Origin of the sequence: Kribbella sp. NPDC048928, assembly GCF_043197975.1 — a bacterium.
Taxonomy (GTDB): Bacteria; Actinomycetota; Actinomycetes; order Propionibacteriales; family Kribbellaceae; genus Kribbella.
Window position 1 is genome coordinate 377,615 of record NZ_JBICUC010000009.1, and the last position, 19,924, is coordinate 397,538.

19 protein-coding genes and 1 pseudogene are annotated in these 19,924 nt (G+C 68.8%); 13 read left to right on the top strand and 7 right to left on the bottom strand.

Features of this window, described 5'->3' with window-relative positions; translation table 11 throughout:
• Positions 1-118 precede the first annotated feature (118 nt).
• Entirely contained in the window at positions 119-286 is a 168-nt protein-coding gene (locus ACGFI6_RS34780; RefSeq protein WP_355476735.1) for a DUF3117 domain-containing protein, read from the top strand.
• A 209-nt stretch (positions 287-495) separates the two neighbouring features.
• Positions 496-1,941 carry a leucyl aminopeptidase family protein gene (locus tag ACGFI6_RS34785; RefSeq protein WP_393126262.1) on the top strand — a complete coding sequence of 482 codons (1,446 nt, stop codon included), beginning with the start codon at positions 496-498 and terminating at the stop codon, positions 1,939-1,941.
• A gap of 1 nt (position 1,942) precedes the next feature.
• On the opposite strand, the gene ACGFI6_RS34790 is transcribed toward ACGFI6_RS34785, so the two are convergent.
• Complete coding sequence (locus ACGFI6_RS34790) at positions 1,943-2,917, bottom strand: alpha/beta hydrolase (protein WP_393126264.1); 975 nt, start codon at positions 2,915-2,917, stop codon at positions 1,943-1,945.
• A 73-nt stretch (positions 2,918-2,990) separates the two neighbouring features.
• Here ACGFI6_RS34790 and ACGFI6_RS34795 point away from each other — a divergent pair, with 73 nt between their 5' ends.
• Positions 2,991-3,542 (top strand): TetR/AcrR family transcriptional regulator, encoded by a 552-nt coding sequence (locus tag ACGFI6_RS34795; RefSeq protein ID WP_393126265.1) that lies wholly within the window; start codon positions 2,991-2,993, stop codon positions 3,540-3,542.
• 15 nt (positions 3,543-3,557) lie between these two features.
• Here the strand turns inward: ACGFI6_RS34795 and ACGFI6_RS34800 are convergent, their stop codons facing one another.
• The 3 genes from ACGFI6_RS34800 to ACGFI6_RS34810 all read right to left on the bottom strand — a co-directional run bounded on the left by ACGFI6_RS34800 (position 3,558) and on the right by ACGFI6_RS34810 (position 6,603).
• Entirely contained in the window at positions 3,558-4,796 is a 1,239-nt protein-coding gene (locus ACGFI6_RS34800; protein WP_393126267.1) for an alpha/beta hydrolase family protein, read from the bottom strand.
• Between the two features lie 84 nt (positions 4,797-4,880).
• Positions 4,881-6,038: a glycogen synthase gene (glgA, locus tag ACGFI6_RS34805; RefSeq protein WP_393126269.1), complete on the bottom strand. Its 1,158-nt coding sequence runs from the start codon at positions 6,036-6,038 to the stop codon at positions 4,881-4,883.
• Between the two features lie 19 nt (positions 6,039-6,057).
• On the bottom strand, positions 6,058-6,603 hold the full coding sequence (locus tag ACGFI6_RS34810; protein ID WP_393126271.1) for a GNAT family N-acetyltransferase: 546 nt from the start codon (positions 6,601-6,603) through the stop codon (positions 6,058-6,060).
• Between the two features lie 230 nt (positions 6,604-6,833).
• Here ACGFI6_RS34810 and glgC point away from each other — a divergent pair.
• The 8 genes and pseudogenes from glgC to ACGFI6_RS34850 all read left to right on the top strand — a co-directional run.
• Positions 6,834-8,042, top strand: a pseudogene (gene glgC, locus ACGFI6_RS34815) (glucose-1-phosphate adenylyltransferase); the annotation flags it as partial.
• Positions 8,043-8,116: 74 nt separating this feature from the next.
• A complete protein-coding gene (kynU, locus tag ACGFI6_RS34820; RefSeq protein ID WP_393126273.1) occupies positions 8,117-9,349 on the top strand; it encodes a kynureninase in 1,233 nt (410 codons plus the stop codon).
• Entirely contained in the window at positions 9,346-10,644 is a 1,299-nt protein-coding gene (locus ACGFI6_RS34825; RefSeq protein ID WP_393126275.1) for an FAD-dependent oxidoreductase, read from the top strand. The genes kynU and ACGFI6_RS34825 overlap by 4 nt, the downstream gene beginning before the upstream one ends.
• Entirely contained in the window at positions 10,641-12,143 is a 1,503-nt protein-coding gene (locus ACGFI6_RS34830; RefSeq protein ID WP_393126277.1) for a 2-hydroxymuconic semialdehyde dehydrogenase, read from the top strand. Before ACGFI6_RS34825 ends, ACGFI6_RS34830 begins: the two co-directional genes overlap by 4 nt.
• Before the next feature lie 115 nt (positions 12,144-12,258).
• Positions 12,259-12,690 carry a RidA family protein gene (locus tag ACGFI6_RS34835; RefSeq protein WP_393126279.1) on the top strand — a complete coding sequence of 144 codons (432 nt, stop codon included), beginning with the start codon at positions 12,259-12,261 and terminating at the stop codon, positions 12,688-12,690.
• Between the two features lie 3 nt (positions 12,691-12,693).
• Positions 12,694-13,212, top strand: coding sequence for a 3-hydroxyanthranilate 3,4-dioxygenase (locus ACGFI6_RS34840; RefSeq protein WP_393126281.1), 519 nt, complete (start codon positions 12,694-12,696; stop codon positions 13,210-13,212).
• A 107-nt stretch (positions 13,213-13,319) separates the two neighbouring features.
• Positions 13,320-14,318, top strand: coding sequence for an amidohydrolase family protein (locus ACGFI6_RS34845; protein ID WP_393126283.1), 999 nt, complete (start codon positions 13,320-13,322; stop codon positions 14,316-14,318).
• Positions 14,311-15,033 (top strand): alpha/beta hydrolase family protein, encoded by a 723-nt coding sequence (locus ACGFI6_RS34850; protein WP_393126285.1) that lies wholly within the window; start codon positions 14,311-14,313, stop codon positions 15,031-15,033. The genes ACGFI6_RS34845 and ACGFI6_RS34850 overlap by 8 nt, the downstream gene beginning before the upstream one ends.
• A gap of 10 nt (positions 15,034-15,043) precedes the next feature.
• Here the strand turns inward: ACGFI6_RS34850 and ACGFI6_RS34855 are convergent, their stop codons facing one another.
• Both ACGFI6_RS34855 and ACGFI6_RS34860 read right to left on the bottom strand, forming a co-directional pair.
• Complete coding sequence (locus ACGFI6_RS34855; protein WP_393126287.1) at positions 15,044-15,733, bottom strand: O-methyltransferase; 690 nt, start codon at positions 15,731-15,733, stop codon at positions 15,044-15,046.
• Positions 15,734-15,884: 151 nt separating this feature from the next.
• Positions 15,885-16,667 (bottom strand): DeoR/GlpR family DNA-binding transcription regulator, encoded by a 783-nt coding sequence (locus tag ACGFI6_RS34860; protein WP_393126289.1) that lies wholly within the window; start codon positions 16,665-16,667, stop codon positions 15,885-15,887.
• Positions 16,668-16,786: 119 nt separating this feature from the next.
• Between ACGFI6_RS34860 and ACGFI6_RS34865 the strand changes: the two genes are divergently transcribed.
• On the top strand, positions 16,787-17,659 hold the full coding sequence (locus tag ACGFI6_RS34865; protein WP_393126291.1) for an SIS domain-containing protein: 873 nt from the start codon (positions 16,787-16,789) through the stop codon (positions 17,657-17,659).
• Here the strand turns inward: ACGFI6_RS34865 and ACGFI6_RS34870 are convergent.
• The gene (locus ACGFI6_RS34870) at positions 17,650-18,285 is read right to left on the bottom strand and encodes a serine hydrolase domain-containing protein (RefSeq protein ID WP_393126293.1); all 636 of its coding nucleotides are present in this window, start codon (positions 18,283-18,285) and stop codon (positions 17,650-17,652) included. The genes ACGFI6_RS34865 and ACGFI6_RS34870 overlap by 10 nt on opposite strands.
• Positions 18,286-18,535: 250 nt before the next feature.
• On the opposite strand from ACGFI6_RS34870, the gene ACGFI6_RS34875 reads away from it, so the two are divergent.
• Positions 18,536-19,909: an extracellular solute-binding protein gene (locus ACGFI6_RS34875; RefSeq protein WP_393126295.1), complete on the top strand. Its 1,374-nt coding sequence runs from the start codon at positions 18,536-18,538 to the stop codon at positions 19,907-19,909.
• Positions 19,910-19,924: the final 15 nt, after the last annotated feature.

The window sequence follows — 19,924 nt, forward strand, 5'->3', positions numbered from 1 at the left end:
AATAATGGGGTCTGATACACACTGCGATACGCGCCGACGGCGCATCACCGCAACGGCGCCGGCGACGGTTCCCGCGCGGTGTCGTCGCTCAACACCGACACTGGGAAGGGGTGCGCGCATGGCGGCGATGAAGCCGCGGACGGGCGATGGTCCGCTCGAGGTCACCAAGGAGGGCCGGGGGATCGTGATGCGGGTTCCGCTCGAGGGCGGCGGCCGGCTCGTCGTCGAGCTCAATGCCGAGGAAGCGACCGAGCTCGGCAACGCACTGAAGGCCGTCGTCGGCTGACCACATCCTCCGGGGGTGTGGCTCCGCTCGCCCCCGTACCCATCACCCGGCGACCCCGGTGAGTGCCGGTCTCTTGCGGCACTGGCCGGGGTCGTTACGGTGTGCTTTGCCCTATCTGATCAAACAGTGAGGTCGTCCTAGTGGCTCGCCGCAGCAGTTCGTCTCCCTTCCCCAGTCTTCCGGTCGTTGCCTGGCAGCCCGGTCTGCCGGTGCATGGTTCGTCGACCTGGGTGGTCGTCGTCGGTGACGAGTTGCCGGCCGCCGCGAAGGAAGCCGGCGAGCGGCTCGGAGTCGACCTCGACCGGCTGCTCGAGGCGCAGCGCGGCACCGGCTTCAGCGCGGCCGCCGGCGCCACCGCGGCGTACCCGCTGCTCACCGGCGACGTGGCCGAGGTGCTGCTCGTCGGCGCCGGTGACGGCAGCGCGAAGGACCTGCGACACGCCGGAGCGGCGATCGCGCGGTTCGGCCGCGGCAAGGACGAGCTCACCACTGTCGTTGCTGAGGGCATCGACGACGCGGCGCTCCAGGCGTTCGCCGAGGGCGTCGTGCTCGGCTCGTTCTCGTACACCCAGAAGACCGTCGATCCCGGGCAGCCCGCGGTCGGCACGGTCGCGCTGACCGACGGCTCCGACGCCGCGCGGCAGGACGTGATCGACCGCGGTGTCGTGATCGGCCGGACCGGCTGGCTCGCCCGGCGGCTCGCGATCACCCCGTCGAACGAGAAGGACCCGTCCTGGCTGGCCGCGCGCGCGACCGAGATCGCCACGGCGACCGGTCTGGTGGCGACGGTCTGGGACGAGAAGCGGCTCGCCGCCGACGGCTTCGGCGGCATCCTTGCGGTCGGCAAGGGCTCGACCCGGCCGCCGCGGTTCATCCGGCTCGACTACGTCCCGGCCGGTGCGAGCAAGAAGACGCCGTACGTCGTGCTCGTCGGCAAGGGCATCACGTACGACACCGGTGGCCTGTCGCTGAAGCCGCGCGAGGGCATGGTGTCGATGAAGCGCGACATGACCGGCGGCGGCTCGGTGATCGCGACGCTGTCGGCGCTCCGCGATCTCGGCGCGAACGTCCGCGTCACCGGCCTGATCTGCGCGGCCGAGAACATGCCGTCCGGTTCGGCGTACCGTCCGGACGACGTGATCCGGCACTTCGGCGGCCGCACCACAGAGGTGAAGAACACCGACGCCGAGGGCCGCCTGGTGCTCGCCGACGGTCTCGCGTACGCGGTGCAGGAGCTCAAGCCCGACGTCCTCGTCGACGTCGCCACGCTGACCGGCGCGATCAAGGTCTCGCTCGGCGCGATGCTGTACGGCGGCATGTTCGCGACCGACGACGCGCTCGCCGACAACCTCGCCGACGCCGGCCAGGTGTCCGGTGAGGACCTGTGGCGGATGCCGCTGCCGGCCGAGTACGAGGACCTGATCTCGACCCCGATCGCCGACTCGGTGAACAGCTCGAAGGGTCCCGGCTCGATCACCGCGGCCCTGTTCCTGAAGGCGTTCACCGGCGACGTTCCGTGGGCCCACCTCGACCTGTCGTCGATCGCGGAGTCTCCCGGCGAGCGCTTCGAGTACAGCACCGGAGCCACCGGCGCGGGCGCCCGCCTCCTCACAACCTGGCTGGCCTCCGACACGCCCACCTCGGGCATCGGCTGACCTACCTGAACTGCTCGTGCAGGAACGTCACGATGCGGTCGCGGGCCGGCCTGGCTTGGGGGACCAGGCCCGGCAGACTGATGAACGCGTGCCCGGCCCTCGGATGTTCGCTGACCTCAACTCGGGTGCCGGCCTCGCGTAGACGTTCGGCGTAGACACGACCGTGGTCGGCGACCGGATCGAGGGTCGGGATCACCACGAGCGTCGGCGGCAGGCCGGCCAACTCGCCGGCGTACAGCGGTGACACCGAGCGCGGGTCGGTCCCTTCGGGTACGGCGAGGCGCAAGTAGAACTCGAGCCCTTCCCTGGTCAGGGTCGGCGTCTCCGGGTACTGCGCGACCGAGTCGTACTCGAGCGCGGTCGACGTCACGTCGACGCACGGGTTGACGAGGACCTGAGCCCGCAAGGACAGACCGGCATCACGGGCCCGCAGTACGGACAATGCCGCGACCATCGAGCCGGCACTCTCGCCGGCGAGGGCCACCCGGCTCGGGTCGATGCCCCACGAGGCCGCGTCGGCGAAGATGTGCCGCAGTACGTCCCAGCCGTCGTCGACGATCGCGGCCAACGGCGTGTCGTGGTCCATCAACCGGTGCTCGACCGACACGACCACGGCCGACACCTGCGCCGCGATGTGGCTGTTGATCCAGTCGCACTGCACCGCGGTCCCGACATAACCGCCGCCGTGGACGTGAACCACCAGCGGGAGCTTCTGTGCGGTTGATCGGAGCGGACGGTAGACGCGGACGCGGATCGTCCGGTCGGCCAGTTGGACCTGCCGCCAGGCGATCGTCGCGCCGCGATGCGGGAAGCCGGTGAGCAGGTGGGCGAGGCGGGAGGTGACGACCTTGTTCGCGACCTCGCCGAACGCGGCGAGGTCCGCGGACGTCATCGTGCGGTAGTCGGGCTCCTTGCGGACGGAGTACATCAGCCGAACGCCCAGCGGTGGTTGTTCTGTGGTGGCGGATCTGCGCATCGGGCACCGTTCCCATGGTTTCGCTACGATTGGTATCGATACCGATCGTAGCGTAACCCGCTAGGGTGTCACTATGACTTCCAGCACCCGGCCGCCCGGACGGCCCCGGTCCAGCGTTGAGGCGGAGGTGTTCGCGGCGACGCTGCGAACCATCCACGACCTCGGGTACACCCGGGCGACCGTCGAGCGGATCGCGGCCGCGACCGGGATCGCGAAGACGACGATCTACCGCCGCTGGCCGACGAAGGGAGCGCTCGTCACCGCGTGCCTGGTCGACACGTTCGAGCCGCTGTCGTTCGGCGTCGACAGCCGCGAGGAGGACATCGCCGCTGCGGTCCGGTACGGCGCGCGCCAACTCGCCGAGCCGGGCGTGGCCGCGGCGTTCGCCGGTGTCTTCACCGACGCGATCGGCGATCCGGGGCTCCGGGAGCTCCTCACCACCCAGCTCCAGGACCCGTACCGGCAGGCCCTGATGGAGTCGCTCGGCCTGCCGGAGCAGCGGGTCCTGTTCGTGATCGACGTCGTCATCGGCACGCTGCTGCACCGGATGGGCATCACCGGCGAGCCGATGGTCTCCGACGACGTCGACACCCTGATCGCGATGCTCCAGCACGAGCTCCGCTGAAGCATCGCGGCCGCGTCAGGCCCAGTGGGCGTACGCGCGGATGATCTCCGGGTACGCCGCGAACGCCGTCCCGAAGTGATTGACCGGGCCCATCGAGTGCACGGTCACGTCAGCGCCGCGGGCGCGCAGCGAGGTCGCGCAGGAGTCCGCGTTCGCGGGAACGACGTCGGTGTCCGCGGTGCCGTTGTAGAGGTGGACCGGGACCCGCGGCGTCCAGTCGTGGCAGATCTGGTCGGCCGCCCGCAGCGCCTGGCGGAAGCGCCCGGTCGGGTGCTCGAGCTTCGCGGCGAACTCGGGCGTGAACAGCTTCTCCGGTGAGTCCGGCAGTCCGGCGATGATCTGCTCCTCGGTGTGCTCACCGTCGAAGAGCGCCTCGACCGTCTGCGCGTACGGCGCTTGGAACGCCTCGGTCGGGTCGTCGTACAACCCGACGATCCGGTTCCACGCGGTGACGAAGTACGCGAGGTAGAACGCTGCGGTCGTCGGCAGCACCCGGCCGTCGAAGGTCCCCGGGAGCTCCTCACCGAGCAGGTCGTACGGCCCCGCGACGGCGCGGATCTCGCCGAGGCGGAACGGGCCGGCCTGATGCCGCGCGAGCGCCCGCCCGACGGCGAGCGAGGCGCGCCCGCCCTGCGAGAACCCGGTGACGAGTACGTCGCGTTTCAGCGCGACCCCGTGCTTCGCGGCGAACGATCGCGCGGCGAGCAGCAGGTCGGTCGACGCGGTCGTCTCGCTGCGGGTGTCGATGTACGGGTGCCGCCCCGGACCCAGCCCGAGCCCCAGGTAGTCCGGCGCCACGCCGACGAGCCCCTGACCCGCGAACAGTGCGGTGACGAGCCGGTCGGTCGAATCATCGCTGACCGACGCGACGTCCGCCTTGGTCGTGGTCGTTCCGTGCAGGTACTCCGCGACAGTCAGCGCACCGCGGCGTCCGTCCGGAAGCACGACGAGCCCGCTGGCAGTCGTCGGACGCCCGTCGGGATCGACGGTCCGGTAGACGAGCCGGTACGCCGTCACGCCGTACCGCGATTGCGGAGCGCCCTCGAAGTCAGCCGCTGCCGCGTCGAGCTGGGCCGCGGTCAGTTGTACAACAGGCACCGCGGAGACGAGTGCACCGCGCGGAGCGTGCACGTTCGAGACGGCGGACTCCGAGAGCCTCGGCTGCTGTACGGCGGCGTACGCCGAGGCTGGGAAGGTAAGCAGAGCCGCGGTGGCGATCGAGGCGGCAACGATCTTCGTCAGGCGAGTTGTCATAAGAACCAGCCAACCGTCGCGCCACTCAGCCCACGAGGGACTCTGGTCCCGGACAGGGGTGGACTTTTCCCCACCAACCCCCGGCTAGGTGAGGAGGCTTGTGTAGAGCTGGACTGTGCGGTCTGCGACGGCGTCCCAGCCGAACTGGGAGACGGCGCGTTCGCGGCCGGCCTTGCCCATCGCCTCGGCCTTCGCGGGGTCGTCGACGAGGGCGTTGATGCCGTCCGCCAGGCCGCGCTCGAACGTGTCCGTGTCGTTCTCGTCGTACGGCACCAGGGTCCCCGTGACGCCGTCGTCGACGACCTCGGGGATGCCTCCGACCGCACTCGCGACGACCGCCGTCTCGCAGGCCATCGCCTCCAGGTTGACGATGCCGAGCGGCTCATAGATCGACGGGCAGCAGAACGCCAGCGCGTGCGTCAGGACCTGCCGGACCTCTTCGCGCGGCAGCATCTCGGAGACCACGAACACGCCGTCTCGGGCCAGCTTGAGGTCGTCGATCAGCGCGTCGGTCTCGGCCTTGAGCTCGACCGTGTCGGCGGCACCGGCGAGCAGCACGAGCTGCACCGACGGGTCGAGCCGCAGCCCCGCGCGGAGCAGGTGCGGCACCCCCTTCTGCCGGGTGATGCGGCCGACGAAGGTCACGTACGGACGGCTCAGGTCGACGCCCAGCCGCTCCAGCACGTTCGTCGACGGGTCCGGGTGGTAGAAGTTCGCGTCGATCCCGTTCGAGATCACGTGCACCTTGGCCGGGTCGATCGACGGATAGCACTCCAGTACGTCGGCGCGCATCCCGCGACTGACCGCGACGACCGCGTCGGCCGCCTCGTACGCGGTCCGCTCGGCCCAGCTCGACAGCCGGTACCCGCCGCCGAGCTGCTCGGCCTTCCACGGCCGCCGCGGCTCCAGCGAGTGCGCGGTCACCACGTGCGGTACGTCGTACAGCAGCTTGGACCAGTGACCGGCCATGTTGGCGTACCAGGTGTGCGAGTGCACGAGCTGCGCTCCGCCGACCGCCGCCGTCATGGTGAGGTCGGTGGAGAGGATCCGGAGCGCCGCGTTGGCGCCGGGCATCCGCGGGTCGTCCTCGGAGTGCGCGGTCGCGCCCTGCCGGGGCTCGCCCATGGCATGCACGTCCACGTCGATCAGCCGGCGAAGCTCGCGGACCAGGAAGTCCACGTGCACCCCCGCCCCGCCGTACACGTCCGGAGGAAACTCACGCGTCAGAATGGCGACCCTCATAAGCTCCGACGATAAGTCATCAAGCGGCGTGTGTCGGCACCCAGAAGCGCAGCTTTCCGTGTCGTTCGTCTTCCAGTTCGCCACCAGCTGCCTCGATCACCTTGCGCGATCCGGTGTTGTCCACGTCGCAGGTGACCAGGGCCGGGTCGATGCCGAGGGCGCCGGCGATCGGGAGGGACTGGGCGAGCATCTGGGTCGCGTACCCCTTCCGGCGCGCGGACGCCCGGACCCAGTACCCGATGTGGCCGCCGACCTCGGTGAGCGGCGGCGTCAGGTAGTGCCGGATCGAGAGCCGGCCGAGCAGCTCCACGCCGTCGACGAACCACAGCACCGTCTGGTGCACGAGCCCGGGCGGCAGGACGGTCTCCGGCTCGGCCTCCCGCCGGATCGCGTCGACCAGGTGCTGGAACTCGGCAGGATCGGCCGCCCGCTCCCGAGTCCACAGCTCGTCCTCCTCGGCGATCGACTTCGGCCCCAGCCAGTGCAGGTCCTCCGGGGCGAGCTCGTCCCAGGCCGCGAGGAACGAACGATGAACGGCAACGGTCGGAACGACGAGGATCGGCATCTTCACAGTGTCGCGACACTCGCAACCGCTTATGCAGCGGGGCATCGGGAGCTAAGGCCATGTACCCCCCTCCTGCACAGCGCGAATCGGGCACCCGGTGGGCACCTCGCGGCACCGGAGAGCCGACCACGATGCTCCGCATCGAGGTCATCTCCCCGGCGCCCCGATGCACTCCACCGGGCACCCGCTCGCACTGCACATGAGGGGGGCACATGGCCTAAGGTGCGGACATGGCAAAGGCGCCCAGAGTTCTCGGAATCGTGCTGGCCGGTGGTGAGGGGAAGCGGCTGATGCCGCTGACGGCGGACCGGGCCAAACCGGCCGTGCCGTTCGGCGGCAGTTATCGCCTCATCGACTTCGTGCTCTCGAATTTGGTGAACGCCGGCTATCGAAATCTCTGCGTGCTGACCCAGTACAAGTCGCACTCGCTCGACCGGCACGTCACGCTGACCTGGCGGATGTCCACCTTCCTCGGCAACTACGTGACCTGTGTGCCGGCCCAGCAGCGGCTCGGCCCGCAGTGGTACCAGGGCAGCGCGGACGCGATCTACCAGTCGATGAACCTGATCAACGACGCCGACCCGGAATACATCGTGGTCTTCGGCGCCGACCACGTGTACCGGATGGACGCGTCCCAGATGGTCGCCGCGCACATCGAGCGCGGGAACGGCGTGACCGTGGCCGGCATCCGGGTCCCGCGGGTCGAAGCGACCGAGTTCGGCGTGATCAAGACCGGCGCGGACGGGCACGTGATCGAGGAGTTCCTGGAGAAGCCGGCCGACCCGCCGGGGCTGCCGGACTCGCCGGACGAGACGTTCGCGTCGATGGGCAACTACGTGTTCAGCCGGGACGTGCTCGTCGAGGCGCTGCGCAAGGACGCCGCCAACCCGGCGTCGCGGCACGACATGGGCGGCGACATCGTCCCGATGCTCGTTGCCGAGGGCAAGGCCGGCGTCTACGACTTCCAGGAGAACGACGTACCAGGCGCGCTCGACCGCGACCGCTCGTACTGGCGCGACGTCGGCTCGCTGGACTCGTACCACGAGGCGCACATGGACCTGGTGTCGATCCAGCCGGTCTTCAACCTGTACAACCACGACTGGCCGATCTTCACCTCGCACCCGCAGTTGCCGGGCGCGAAGTTCACCGACGACGCGACCGTCGGCGAGTCGATCGTCTGCCAGGGCTCGATCGTGTCCGGCGCGCACGTGGACCATTCGGTGCTCGGGTCGAACGTGATCGTCAGCGCCGGCGCCGACATCCAGCACTCGGTGATCATGGACAACTGCAAGATCGGCAAGAACGTCGTACTGAAGAACGTGATCCTGGACAAGAACATCGTGATCCCGGACGGGGTCGAGATCGGTGTCGACCACGACCTCGACCGGGAGCGTGGCTTCACCGTCTCCAAGGGCGGCGTGACCGTGCTCGGCAAGGGCCAGGTGATCGACCCGCCGAAGGCGGCCGCCGCGGACGGGCCTGAGGAGGGCGCGGCTCAAGAGGTCGCCGAGGCGTGAACGCCGAGGACCAAGCCCGCGCGCTTGATGCTGCGGACCCGGGGCACCGGGAGCTGTTCGACGTACCGCCCGCGCAGGGTGGTGACTACCCCGACGTGGCGTACTTCGCGGGCAACTCGCTCGGCCTGCGCCCGAAGGCGACGCGGACCGAGCTGCTCGAGGACCTGGACGCGTGGGCGGCGCTCGGTGTCGAGGGGCACCTGGACGCCGAGCGACCGTGGTTGCCGTACCACGAGCTGCTGACCGGCCCCGCGTCGCGACTCGTCGGCGCGTTGCCGAGCGAGACCGTCGTGATGAACTCGCTGACCGTCAACCTGCACCTGTTGATGGTGTCGTTCTACCGGCCGACGCCTTCGCGGCACCGGATCGTGATCGAGGACGCAGCGTTCCCGTCGGACAGTTATGCCGTCCGGTCGCAGGCCAGCTTCCATGGGTACGACCCGGAAGACGCGGTGATCCGCCTGCGGCCGCGACCGGGGGAGGACAATCTGCGTACGGCGGATGTCGTCGAGCAACTCGGCGGCGACGTGGCGCTCGTCCTGCTCGGCGGTGTGAACTACCTGACCGGTGAGCTGATGGACATCCCCACGATCACGAAGGCCGGGCATGCGGCCGGCGCGATCGTCGGGTGGGACCTCGCGCACGCGGCCGGGAACGTGCCGTTGTCCTTGCACGACTGGGATGTGGACTTCGCGGCGTGGTGCTCGTACAAGTACCTGAACTCGGGGCCCGGCGCGCTCGCCGGGGCGTTCGTGCACGAGCGGCACCTCGGCGGGGAGCGGCCGCGGTTCGAGGGCTGGTGGAGTACGGAGGCGTCGACCCGGTTCGAGATGACGCCCGAGTCGCGTCCGCCGGCGACCGCGGATGCGTGGCAGGTCTCGAATCCACCGATCTTCTCGCTGAGCCCGGTGCGTACGTCGCTGGAACTCTTCGACAAGATCGGCATCGACGTACTGCGGGAGCGGAGTGTGCGGTTGACGGAGTACCTGGCTGGGTTGCTGACCGGCTTTGAGGTGATCACACCGAGCGATCCGGCGCGGCGTGGGGCGCAGCTGTCCTTGCGGGTCGGCGACGGCGCGGGTGAGTTGTCGCGGCGGTTGCGGTTCGAGTACGGCGTGATCGCGGACTCCCGCGAGCCCGACGTCCTGCGGCTGGCGCCGGTGCCGCTCTACTCGACATACCACGACTGCTGGCGCGCGAGCGCCGCGCTTGTTGGAGTGACGGCATGAGGGTTGCGATCGTCGGGGCGGGCCTGACCGGCTCGCTGCTCGCCTGTTTCCTCGCGCGCCGCGGGCTGTCGGTGACCTTGTACGAGCGGCGGGCGGATCCCCGGGTCGCGCAGGTCGAGCGCGGCCGGTCGATCAACCTCGCGATCTCCGAACGCGGGCTGGATGCGCTGCGGCGGATCGGCCTGGCCGATCAGGTGATGGCCGACGCGCTGCCGATGAAGGGCCGGATGATCCACCCGGTGGCCGGGGAGCTCGACTTCCAGGCGTACTCGGCGTCGGGTGAGCGCGCGATCAACTCGATCAGCCGGGGCGCGTTGAACAACGCCCTGCTGTCGGCAGCTGCGGAGGCTGACGGCGTGACGGTGGAGTTCGAGCACCGGTTGGTGGAGCTGGACTCGGCGGCCGGGCAGCTCGTGTTCGCGACGCCGGCCGGCAAGGTGTCGGTCTCCGCCGATGTGGTGCTGGGTGCCGATGGTGCGGGCTCGGCCGTTCGCGAGCAACTGCTTGCCGAGGGCATCGTTGCCGAGCATGTCGACTTCCTGGACTACGGCTACAAGGAGCTGTCGATCCCTGCCGCCGACGGCGAGTTCGCGCTGGATCCGGGGGCGCTGCACATCTGGCCGCGCGGTACGTCGATGATGATCGCCCTGCCGAACCCGGACAGATCCTTCACCTGCACGCTGTTCTGGCCGGCCGGGTCGTTCGACGCTCTGACCACCGCGGACGGCATCTCGGCGCACTTCCGGGAGAACTACCCCGACCTGTTGCCCCTGGCACCGAACTTGGTCGACGACTACCTGAACAACCCGGTCGGCGTGCTCGGCACCGTCCACACGCTGCCGTGGCAGGCCCACGGGCGGACGGCGTTGCTCGGCGACGCGGCGCACGCGATCGTGCCGTTCTACGGTCAGGGTGCGAACTGCGCGTTCGAGGACGTCGTCGAACTGGACCGCTGCCTGGACGACACGGGCGGCTCGTGGGCGCGGGCGCTGCCGCTGTTCGAGGCGCGCCGGCGGGAGAACACCGAGGCGATCGCCGAGATGGCCCTGGCGAACTTCGTCGAGATGCGCGACAAGGTCGCCTCCCCGGTCTTCCGCCTGCAGAAGCAGATCGAGCACACCCTGGAACGGCTGCTCCCCGGCAAGTACGTCTCGCGCTACGAACTAGTCTCCTTCTCCACCACCCCCTACGCCGAAGTCCAACGCCGGGTCCACCGCCAACACCAAGCCCTGGCCGCCGGTGCGGTTGCCGTCGGCAGCGTCCTGCTGGGGCTGATGCGGAGGCGACGGAAATGAGCCTGTGGTCGCCTGAGCTGCTGACCGGACAGCCGTCGTCGGTTGGGGTGCTGCGGCACTTTGTGGATGGCGCTTTTGTGGAGAGTGCCTCGCGGTTTGCGAAGGTTTCGCCGGTGACGGGGGAGCAGATTTTTGAGGTGTGTGAGGCGGACGCCGGCGTGGTGGACGCGGCAGTGGGGGCTGCTCGGGCGGCACTGAGTGGACCGTGGGGCCAGTTCAGTGAGCAGGAGCGGGCGGCCGTTCTGCGCAAGGTCGCCGACCGGCTCGAGGAGCGGTTCGAGGACCTGGTCGCGGCTGAGGTCGGCGACACCGGGAAGTCGATCAGTCAGGCGCGGACGCTCGACATCCCGCGCGGTGCGGCGAACTTCCGGGCATTCGCGGACTTCGCGACGACGATCCCGGCCGAGTCGTACACCACGGTGCTGCCCGACGGACGCCGGGCGCTGAACTATGCCGTACGGAAACCGGTCGGTGTGGTCGCGATCGTCGTGCCGTGGAATCTCCCGCTGTTGCTCCTCACCTGGAAGGTTGCGCCGGCGCTTGCCTGCGGCAACACGGTTGTGGTGAAGCCGTCCGAGGAGACACCTGCGTCGGCGACGGTGCTCGCGGAAGTGATGGCGGAGGCCGGCGTACCGCCCGGTGTCTTCAACCTCGTACACGGGTTCGGGCCGTCGTCAGCGGGGGAGTACCTGACCCGGCATCGCGGCGTGGACGCGATCACGTTCACCGGCGAGTCTGCGACCGGTACGGCGATCGCGAAGGTGGCGGCGGACCGGGTGAAGGCGGTGTCGTTCGAGCTCGGCGGCAAGAACGCCGGACTGGTCTTCGCCGACGCCGACCTGGGCGCGGCGGTCGAGGGCTCGGTCCGGTCGGTCTTCACGAACGGCGGCCAGGTCTGTTTGTGCACCGAGCGCCTGTACGTGCAGCGGCCGGTCTTCGACGAGTTCTGTGCCCGGTTGGCCGCGCGGGCCTCTGAACTCACGTACGGCTGGCCCGCCGACGAGGCGACGATGAACATGCCGCTGATCTCGAAACAGCACCGCGACAAGGTCCTCACGTACTACGACCTCGCCCGGGCCGAGGGCGCCGAGGTGCTGGCCGGCGGTGGCGTACCGACGTTCGGCGACGCCCGCGACGGTGGTTGGTACGTCCAACCGACTGTGGTGACAGGGCTTTCGCCGGATGCCCGTACGAACCGCGAGGAGATCTTCGGGCCGATCTGTCACATCGCCCCGTTCGATACCGAGGACGAGGCATACGCGCTCGCCAACGACTCCGACTACGGGCTAGCGGCAACGGTCTGGACCCGCGACGTGGGCCGCGCGCATCGAGCCGGCGCTGCACTCGACGTCGGCCTCTGCTGGGTCAACACCTGGTTCCTCCGCGACCTTCGCACGCCCTTCGGCGGCGTGAAACTGTCAGGCGTCGGCCGTGAAGGCGGCCGCCACTCGGTGGACTTCTACACCGAAACCACCAACGTCTGCGTGGAACTCTCATGACTCTACTGATGTCGCGACTCCGTCGCGATGAGTCATGGGGCTGTGACTCCCGGTCTTCCCTCGTCGCTCCGGTCGCTTCGCTCCCTCCGCTCCTCAGTCCAGACCGGGAGGCCCCATGACTGTTGTGCCGGGCAAGGCGATGCCGCGGGGGCGGTTTCCGCATGTGCAGGTGTCCGGTGGGTTCGCGTTCGTGTCGGGTACGTCGAGCCGGCGGCCGGACAACTCGATCGCCGGGGCGTCGGTCGATCAGTTGGGTACCGTCGAGCTGGACATCCGGGTGCAGACGCGGGCGGTGCTGGAGAACATCCGCGACGTCCTGGGCGCGGTCGGGGCCGGGCTCGAGGACCTGGTGAGCGTGACGACGTACCTGGTGTCGATGAACGACTTCGGCGGGTACAACGAGGTGTACGGCGAATTCTTCGACGAGACCGGTCCCGCGCGGACGACGGTCGCAGTGCATCAGCTGCCGCATCCCCAGCTGCTGATCGAGATATCCGGAATCGCGGCCGTCTCACAAGGACACAGCCCGCGTCAGAAGGAGGAGTAGGGCATGGCGAACCTGGAGTCGACGAACTTCCCGCAGTGGATCGAGGACAACAAGCACCTGCTGAAGCCGCCGGTCGGCAACAAGCAGATGTTTCCGGCCGGGGACGACTTCATCACGATGGTGGTCGGCGGCCCGAACCAGCGCAGCGACTTCCACGTCGACCCGTACGAGGAATTCTTCTACCAGATCAAAGGCACCATGCACGTCGACGTGATGACCGACGACGGGCCGGCCCGGGTGGACATCAACGAGGGCGAGATGTGGATGCTGCCGCGCAGCATGCCGCACTCCCCGCAGCGGGACGCGGACTCGATCGGCCTGGTGATCGAGCGGGTCCGCGAACAGGGCACCCTGGAGAAGTTCCGCTGGTACTGCGCCAACTGCAACGGGATCGTCCACGAGGTCGAGCTCCAGGTGAACGACATCGTCGAGGACCTGCCCCCGGTCTTCAAGGCGTTCTACGACAGCGAGGACGCCCGCACCTGCCCACAGTGCGGAACAGTCCACCCGGGAAAGGGCTGATGTGGGGTTAACGACAGGAGGTAGTGCCATTCTCAGGCGGACGGCGGGCGCGCTCAGGCGTGCGCTGCGGCGTACGTATACGGCTACGTCCTGTCGTTAGGCGCAGGATGACTGTCGACGTACACACGCATCTGGTGCCGCACGGGTGGCCGGATCTTGCGGCGGCTTGTGGCGGGGACGGGTGGCCGTGGCTGCGGATCGACTCCGAGCGGGCCGCGATGATCATGATCGGCTCGACGGAGTTCCGTCCGATCGGACCGCAGACCTGGGATCCGGCCGTCCGGCGGGCCGATATGGATGCCGACGGCATCGATCTCCAGGTGGTGTCGCCGACGCCGGTGTTCTTCTCCTACGAGCGGCCGGCCGTGCAGGCGGTGAAGCTGGCCGAGATCTTCAACGATCTGACGCTGGAGACGCTGGCCGGCGACGAACGGTTCGTCCCGTTCTGCCAGGTTCCGTTGCAGGACCCGGACCTCGCCTGCGCCGAGCTGGACCGATCGCGGGCCGCGGGACACGTCGGTGTCGAGATCGGCAACCATGTCGGCGACAAGGACCTCGACGACGCGGGGATCGTTGCCTTCCTCAAACACTGCGCGGAGACCGGTACACCGGTTCTCGTACACCCGTGGGACATGCCGGGCGGCCCGCGGCTGGACCGCTGGATGGCCCGCTGGCTGGCCGGGATGCCCGCCGAGACACACCTGTCGCTGCTGGCCATGATCCTCGGCGGTGCCTTCGACGCCCTGCCTCCGAACCTGCGGATCTGTTTCGCCCACGGGGGCGGGAGTTTCGCGTTCTGGCTCGGCCGGCTGGAGAACGCCTGGCACCGGCGCGGCGACATCGTCCGCGGTTGCTCACAGCACCCCCCGTCGACGTACCTGGACCGGATCCTGGTCGACACGGTGGTGTTCGAATCAGCCCCTTTGCGGCTACTTGTCGATACCTTGGGGGAAGACCGCGTGCTGGTCGGCAGTGACTATCCCTATCCACTGGGTGAGCGGCCGGTCGGGGAGGTGGTACGGAAGGCCGGCTTCCTGACCGCGGATCAGCAGCACAAGTTGCTGACGGCGAACGCCCTTCGCTACCTCGGGAGGCTGGATGAGTGAGGATCGGTCGGTACTGTCGCGCAAGGCGCCCGAACCCGACCAGGAACTGCGGTACGGCGACCACCCGGACCAGGTGATCGACTACTGGCACGGGCGGGAGCATCGTCCGCTGGTGGTGTTCCTGCACGGCGGGTTCTGGCGGCCGAAGTACGACCGCCTGCATGCCCGCTCGCTTGGCGCCGCGCTCTCGGACCTCGGCTGGCCGGTCGTGTCGCTGGAGTACCGCCGCGAGCCAGGCAACCCGGACGTGACCACCTCCGACGTCCGTACGGCCCTCGACGCACTGCCGGACCTGCTGGACGTGCACGCGGGTTACGTACTGATGGGGCACTCCGCCGGCGGCCAACTGGCGCTGTGGGCCGCGTCCACGCTCAACCCGGTGCGGCTACGTGCTGTGGTCGCTCTGGCTCCAGTCGCCGATCTATTGGCGGCTGACCAGCAGATGCTCGGCGAGGGCGCCGTTCAGGCGTTCATCGGTGGCGGCGTACGCAACGACCTGGACCCTGTCCACCTGCCCGCGTCCATCGCCTCGGTCAGCCTCATCCACGGCGTGAACGACACCGTCGTCCCGATCTCGATCACCGACTCGTACTTCGCCGCCCACCCCACGGCCCGCTACCACCGCATCGACCACTGCGCCCACTACGAGCTGATAGACCCGCAAACAGACCCCTGGCACGAAGTAACCACAGAACTAACCCGCCTCACCGGCTAGGGCCGGGGGCCTACTGCAGGCGTTTGGCGGCGGTTAGGAGGCCTTCGGAGGTGGGGAGGAGGGCGGAGACCAGGTCGTCGTCGTCACGGACGGCGCGGACCAGGTCGCGCAGGGCCATGGTGTCGGCGTCGCGGCGGGCGGGGTCGGCGAGGCGGCCCCCGGTGAGGATGCCGGCGAAGACGACGAGTCCGCCCGGGCGGAGCAGCCGCAGGGCCTCGTGCAGGTACGCGGTGTTCTCGCGGCGGTCGGCGTCGCAGAACACCAGGTCGTAGTGACCGTCGGTGAGCCGCGTGACGACGTCGAGCCCGGCGCCCGCGATCAGGCGGAACCGGTTCGACTGGACGCCGGCGTCCAGGAACGTCTTGCGGGCCAGCCGCTGGTTCTCCGCGTCGATGTCGACCGTGGTGAGCGTGCCGTCGGCGCGCATGCCACGCAGCAGCGCGAGGCCGGAGACACCGGTCCCGGTGCCGATCTCGACGACCGCCTTGGCGCCTGCACCCGCGGCGAGCAGGCTCAGCGCGGCGGTCGCGCCGGGGCCGATCGGGACGACACCGCTGTCCGCGGCGCTCGCCCGCGCACCGGTGACGACTTCGTCCTCACCGGTGTAGTCCTCGGCGTACGCCCAGGACGTCGGGTCGATGCCGGTGGCGATGGCGTCCTCCCAGTGGTCGGCTGCGTGATGTGCGGCTGCGGTACCCATGCTGAACCGAAGCCTAGCGGTTCGGAGTCCGCTTTCCGTGCTGCACGCGCTGAGGCTGCGCACTCCTGCTCATAACAACCTTGCCCTGATCAGATATGATCGTCTCATCGAGACGTGGCTCACCTGGTGAGGGAGGTGTGTGGGGTTGCGATCAGGCGCGGATGACGTCGATGGCCGCTTCCTTGAAGACGGCCAGCTGGCTGTCGTCGGCCTGGGCGTCGGTCACCAAGGTGTCGATCTCGCTCAGCTCGCAGATCCGGGCGAAGGCCCGCTGCCCGAGCTTGGAGGAGTCGGCGACCACGACCACCTTGGCGGCCCGGCTGACGATCATCTGGTTGATGTTCGCCTCGCCCTCGTGATGGGCGGTGGCGCCGGTCTCGTCGATCCCGTCGACGCCGATGAATGCGATGTCCAGCGACAGGTCGGACAGGATCCGGTGCGACAGCGGGCCGATCATCTCGTACGACTGCGGCCGCGCCACGCCACCGGTCAGCACCATCTTCACGTGCGGCCGGACGATCAGCTCGTTGGCGATGTTCAGCGCGTTGGTGACGAGCGTGAACGCCGGCTCACCGTGCTCCGCGGACAGCTCCGGCCGGGTCGCGAGCGTCCGCGCCACCTCGGAGATCGTGGTGCCGCCGTTCATCCCGATCACCATGCCGCGGCGCACCAGCGTGGCCGCCGCCTGCGCGATCCGCTGCTTCTCGGAGGCGAAACGCGCAGTCTTGTAGCGCAGCGGCAGGTCGTACGACACCGCGTTGGCCACCGCGCCGCCGCGGGTCCGGGTGAGGAGCTGCTGCTTGCCGAGATGGTCCAGGTCACGCCTGATCGTGGCCGCGGACACGTGCAGCTGCTCGGCGAGCTCGTCGACGTCGATGGCGCCCTTCTCGGCGAGCGACTCGAGCAAGGTGTTGAGGCGTTCATAACGCTTCACCCGGGGCTCCTCCTTCACACAATCGGTCAGCCGGGTGGCGGCTGGTTGGCACCATTCGATCACGTTCGAGCAGTTTCGACCATGACACGTAGGAGTACATGATGCCCAAGACGCCTTGTGTGAGCACTGAGATCGCCACTCAGCCGGACCTCTGGCGACAGGTCTCGGACGGTTTCGCGCAGTACGGCGGTTCGCTTCCGAAGGCGGGCCTGCGGGTCGCTGCGGTCGGCTGCGGCACCTCCTGGTTCATGGCGATGGCGTACGCCGCGCTGCGCGAGGACGCCGGTCAGGGTGAGACCGACGCGTTCGCCGGCTCCGAGTTCCCGGCCGGGCGTCCGTACGACGCGATCGTCGTGATCAGCCGCTCCGGTACGACGACCGAGGTCCTCGACCTGATTCGCGACACCGACGTACCGACCATCGCGATCACCGCCACCGTGGGCTCGCCGATCGTCGAGCTGGCCGACCACACGATCATGCTCGACTTCGCGGATGAGCAGTCCGTGGTGCAGACCCGGTTCGCGACCACGACGCTGGCGCTGCTGCGCGCGTCGCTCGGTGAGGACCTGACGAAGGCCGCTGCGGACGCTCAGACCGCACTGGCCGTCGACGTGGACGAGCTCGCCAAGCTCGAGCAGGTCACGTACCTCGGGACGCGCTGGACGATCGGCCTCGCCCACGAGGCCGCGCTCAAGCAGCGTGAAGCCGCGTCCGCGTGGACCGAGGCGTACCCGGCGATGGACTACCGGCACGGCCCGATCGCGATCGCCCAGCCCGGCCGTGGCGTCTGGATCTTCGGCGAGCCGCCGGTCGGTCTCGTCGACGATGTCACCGCGACCGGCGCGACGATCGTCCAGCACGGCGACCTCGACCCGATGGCGTCGCTCGTCGTAGCCCAGCGTGTCGCGGTAGCCAAGTCCCTGGCCCTCGGTCTCAACCCCGACCAGCCCCGCAGCCTCAGCCGCTCGGTCATCCTCGAGCCTCAGCAGTAGAGCTTCCCGAACAGCGAGAACAGGGTGCTGGCCGGATCGGTGTTCGGGAGCGGGTTGTAGGACAGCGTGGTGTCGACGGTCGTGCTGTGCAGCGAGTACGTCGTGTAGCCGAGCAGCTCACCGCTGTGGCCCTCGACCGACTTGCCGCACGGCAGGTGGAAGCGCTGGAGCCCGAGGCCGTAGTCGAAGAGCGGGGTTGCGGCGACGTAGCCCCGCATCTCACCGAGCGTTGCGCTGCTGAGCAGTCGTCCGCCCAGCAGCGCCTCGAAGAACCTGTTCAGCTCGCTGGTGGTGGGGCGGTTGCCCGGCACGCTGGTCCGCGTCAGTTGCAGCGGCGTGAGGATGCGGCGGCGGATCTCCGTGCCGTACGGCCGGCCGGTGATCTTCTCGATCAGCAGGCCGGCGATCACGTAGTTGGTGTTCGAGTAGTGCCAGCCGTCACCCGGCGCGAAGTACGGCGGATGCCGGAAGGCGACGGCGAGGAGTTGCTCCGGCTCGTAGTGCTTGAACCTGTCCATGCCACGCCAGCGGTTCGTCGAGTAGCCGTCGTCGTGGGCGTAGTCGTAGATACCGCTGGTGTGGTTCAGCAGTTGGCGGATCGTGATCCGTTGCCCGTCGGGCACCACGCCGGGCAGGTAACTCCACCGGCCGGCGCCCCCGACCGGCGACGGGTGACCAGTTGCCGGGTTGACCTCTGAGGTGGTGGGTCTGCGGTCGGCATGCCGATGGGACGACCCACAAGCTCAGAGGTCAACCCCGGAGATTCCGAATTGTTGCGAAAGCAGTTTCGCGTGAGGTCTGGTGTTTGCGAAAGCGCTTGCGCTACGGTGCGGAAACGGTCGGCCCGCTGACCGCCATCCCCGCAGAGGAGTTCCGATGAACAGGTTTGCATTCCGTTGTGCTGCAGGGCTTTCCGTACCGTTCCTGCTCGCCGCCTGCTCGAGCGCGCCGTCTTCGGGCGGCGACCCGGGGACCGGTTCCAGCCCCGGAGGCCAGGTCACGATCACGGTCGGCGACCGTCCGAGCAGTTCCGACCCGGCCAACCGGGCGACGTTCGACCATCGGGTAGCCGACTTCCAGAAGGCCAACCCGGACATCAAGCTGAACCCGGTCGAGACCATCTGGGACGCGACCACCTTCCAGGCGCAGGCGGCCGGCGACCAGCTGCCCGACGTACTGAACGTGCCGTTCACCGAGCCGCAGGGCATGATCGCCCGCAAGCAGGTGGCGGACCTGACCCAGGTGCTCAAGGACCAGGGTCTGATGGACAAGTTCAACCCGAACGTGCTGAAGATCGCCCAGGACAAGTCCGGCAACGTGTTCGCGGTACCGACCGCGGCGTACTCGGTCGGCTTGGTCTACAACCGGGACCTGTTCAAGAAGGCGGGCCTGGACCCGGACAAGCCGCCGGCGACGTGGGACGAGTTGCGTACGGATGCGAAGCAGATCGCCGAGAAGACCGGTCAGGCCGGTTACGCGCAGCTGACCACCAACAACACCGGCGGCTGGATGTTCACCACCCAGACGTACGCGTTCGGCGGCTCGATCGAGAACGAGGACGGCAGCAAGGCGACGTTCGACGACGCGCCGTCGAAGGCCGCGCTGCAGGCGCTGCACGACATGAAATGGACCGACAAGTCGATGGGTCAGGCGGTCCTGTACGACATCCCCGGGATCTCCAAGGCTTTCGCGGCCGGCCGGATCGGGATGTACATGGCGGCTCCGGACGGCTACCGCACGCTGGTGCAGCAGAACGGCCTGCCGTCGGCGGCGTTCGGGATCGGCCCGATGCCGCAGCAGGGCGGTGAGCACGGCACTCTGACCGGTGGCAGTGTGCAGATCGTCAGCCCGAAGGCGACCGACGCCGAGAAGGTGGCGGCGATCAAGTGGATCAAGTTCAACTACCTGAACAAGTACGTCGACCAGGACGCCGCGGTGACGAGCGCGAAGGCCGGCGTGGCGGCGAAGCTGCCGGTCGGGACCCCGGGCCTGCCGGTGATCTCGGCGGATCAGTGGTCGACGTACCAGGGCTGGATCAAGCCGTACGTCAATGTGCCGCTGGAGCAGTTCGCGCCGTACACGAAGGTCGCGGCCGAGGAGAAGATCATCCCTGAGCCGCCGGTGAAGGCTCAGGAGGTGTACGCCGCTCTCGATCCGGTCGTGCAGACCGTACTGGGCAACGAGAAGGCGGACATCCCGGCGCTGCTGACGAAGGCCGCCGGCACCGTGAATGCCAAGCTCGGGCGCTGAGTTGCTCCGCCGCCT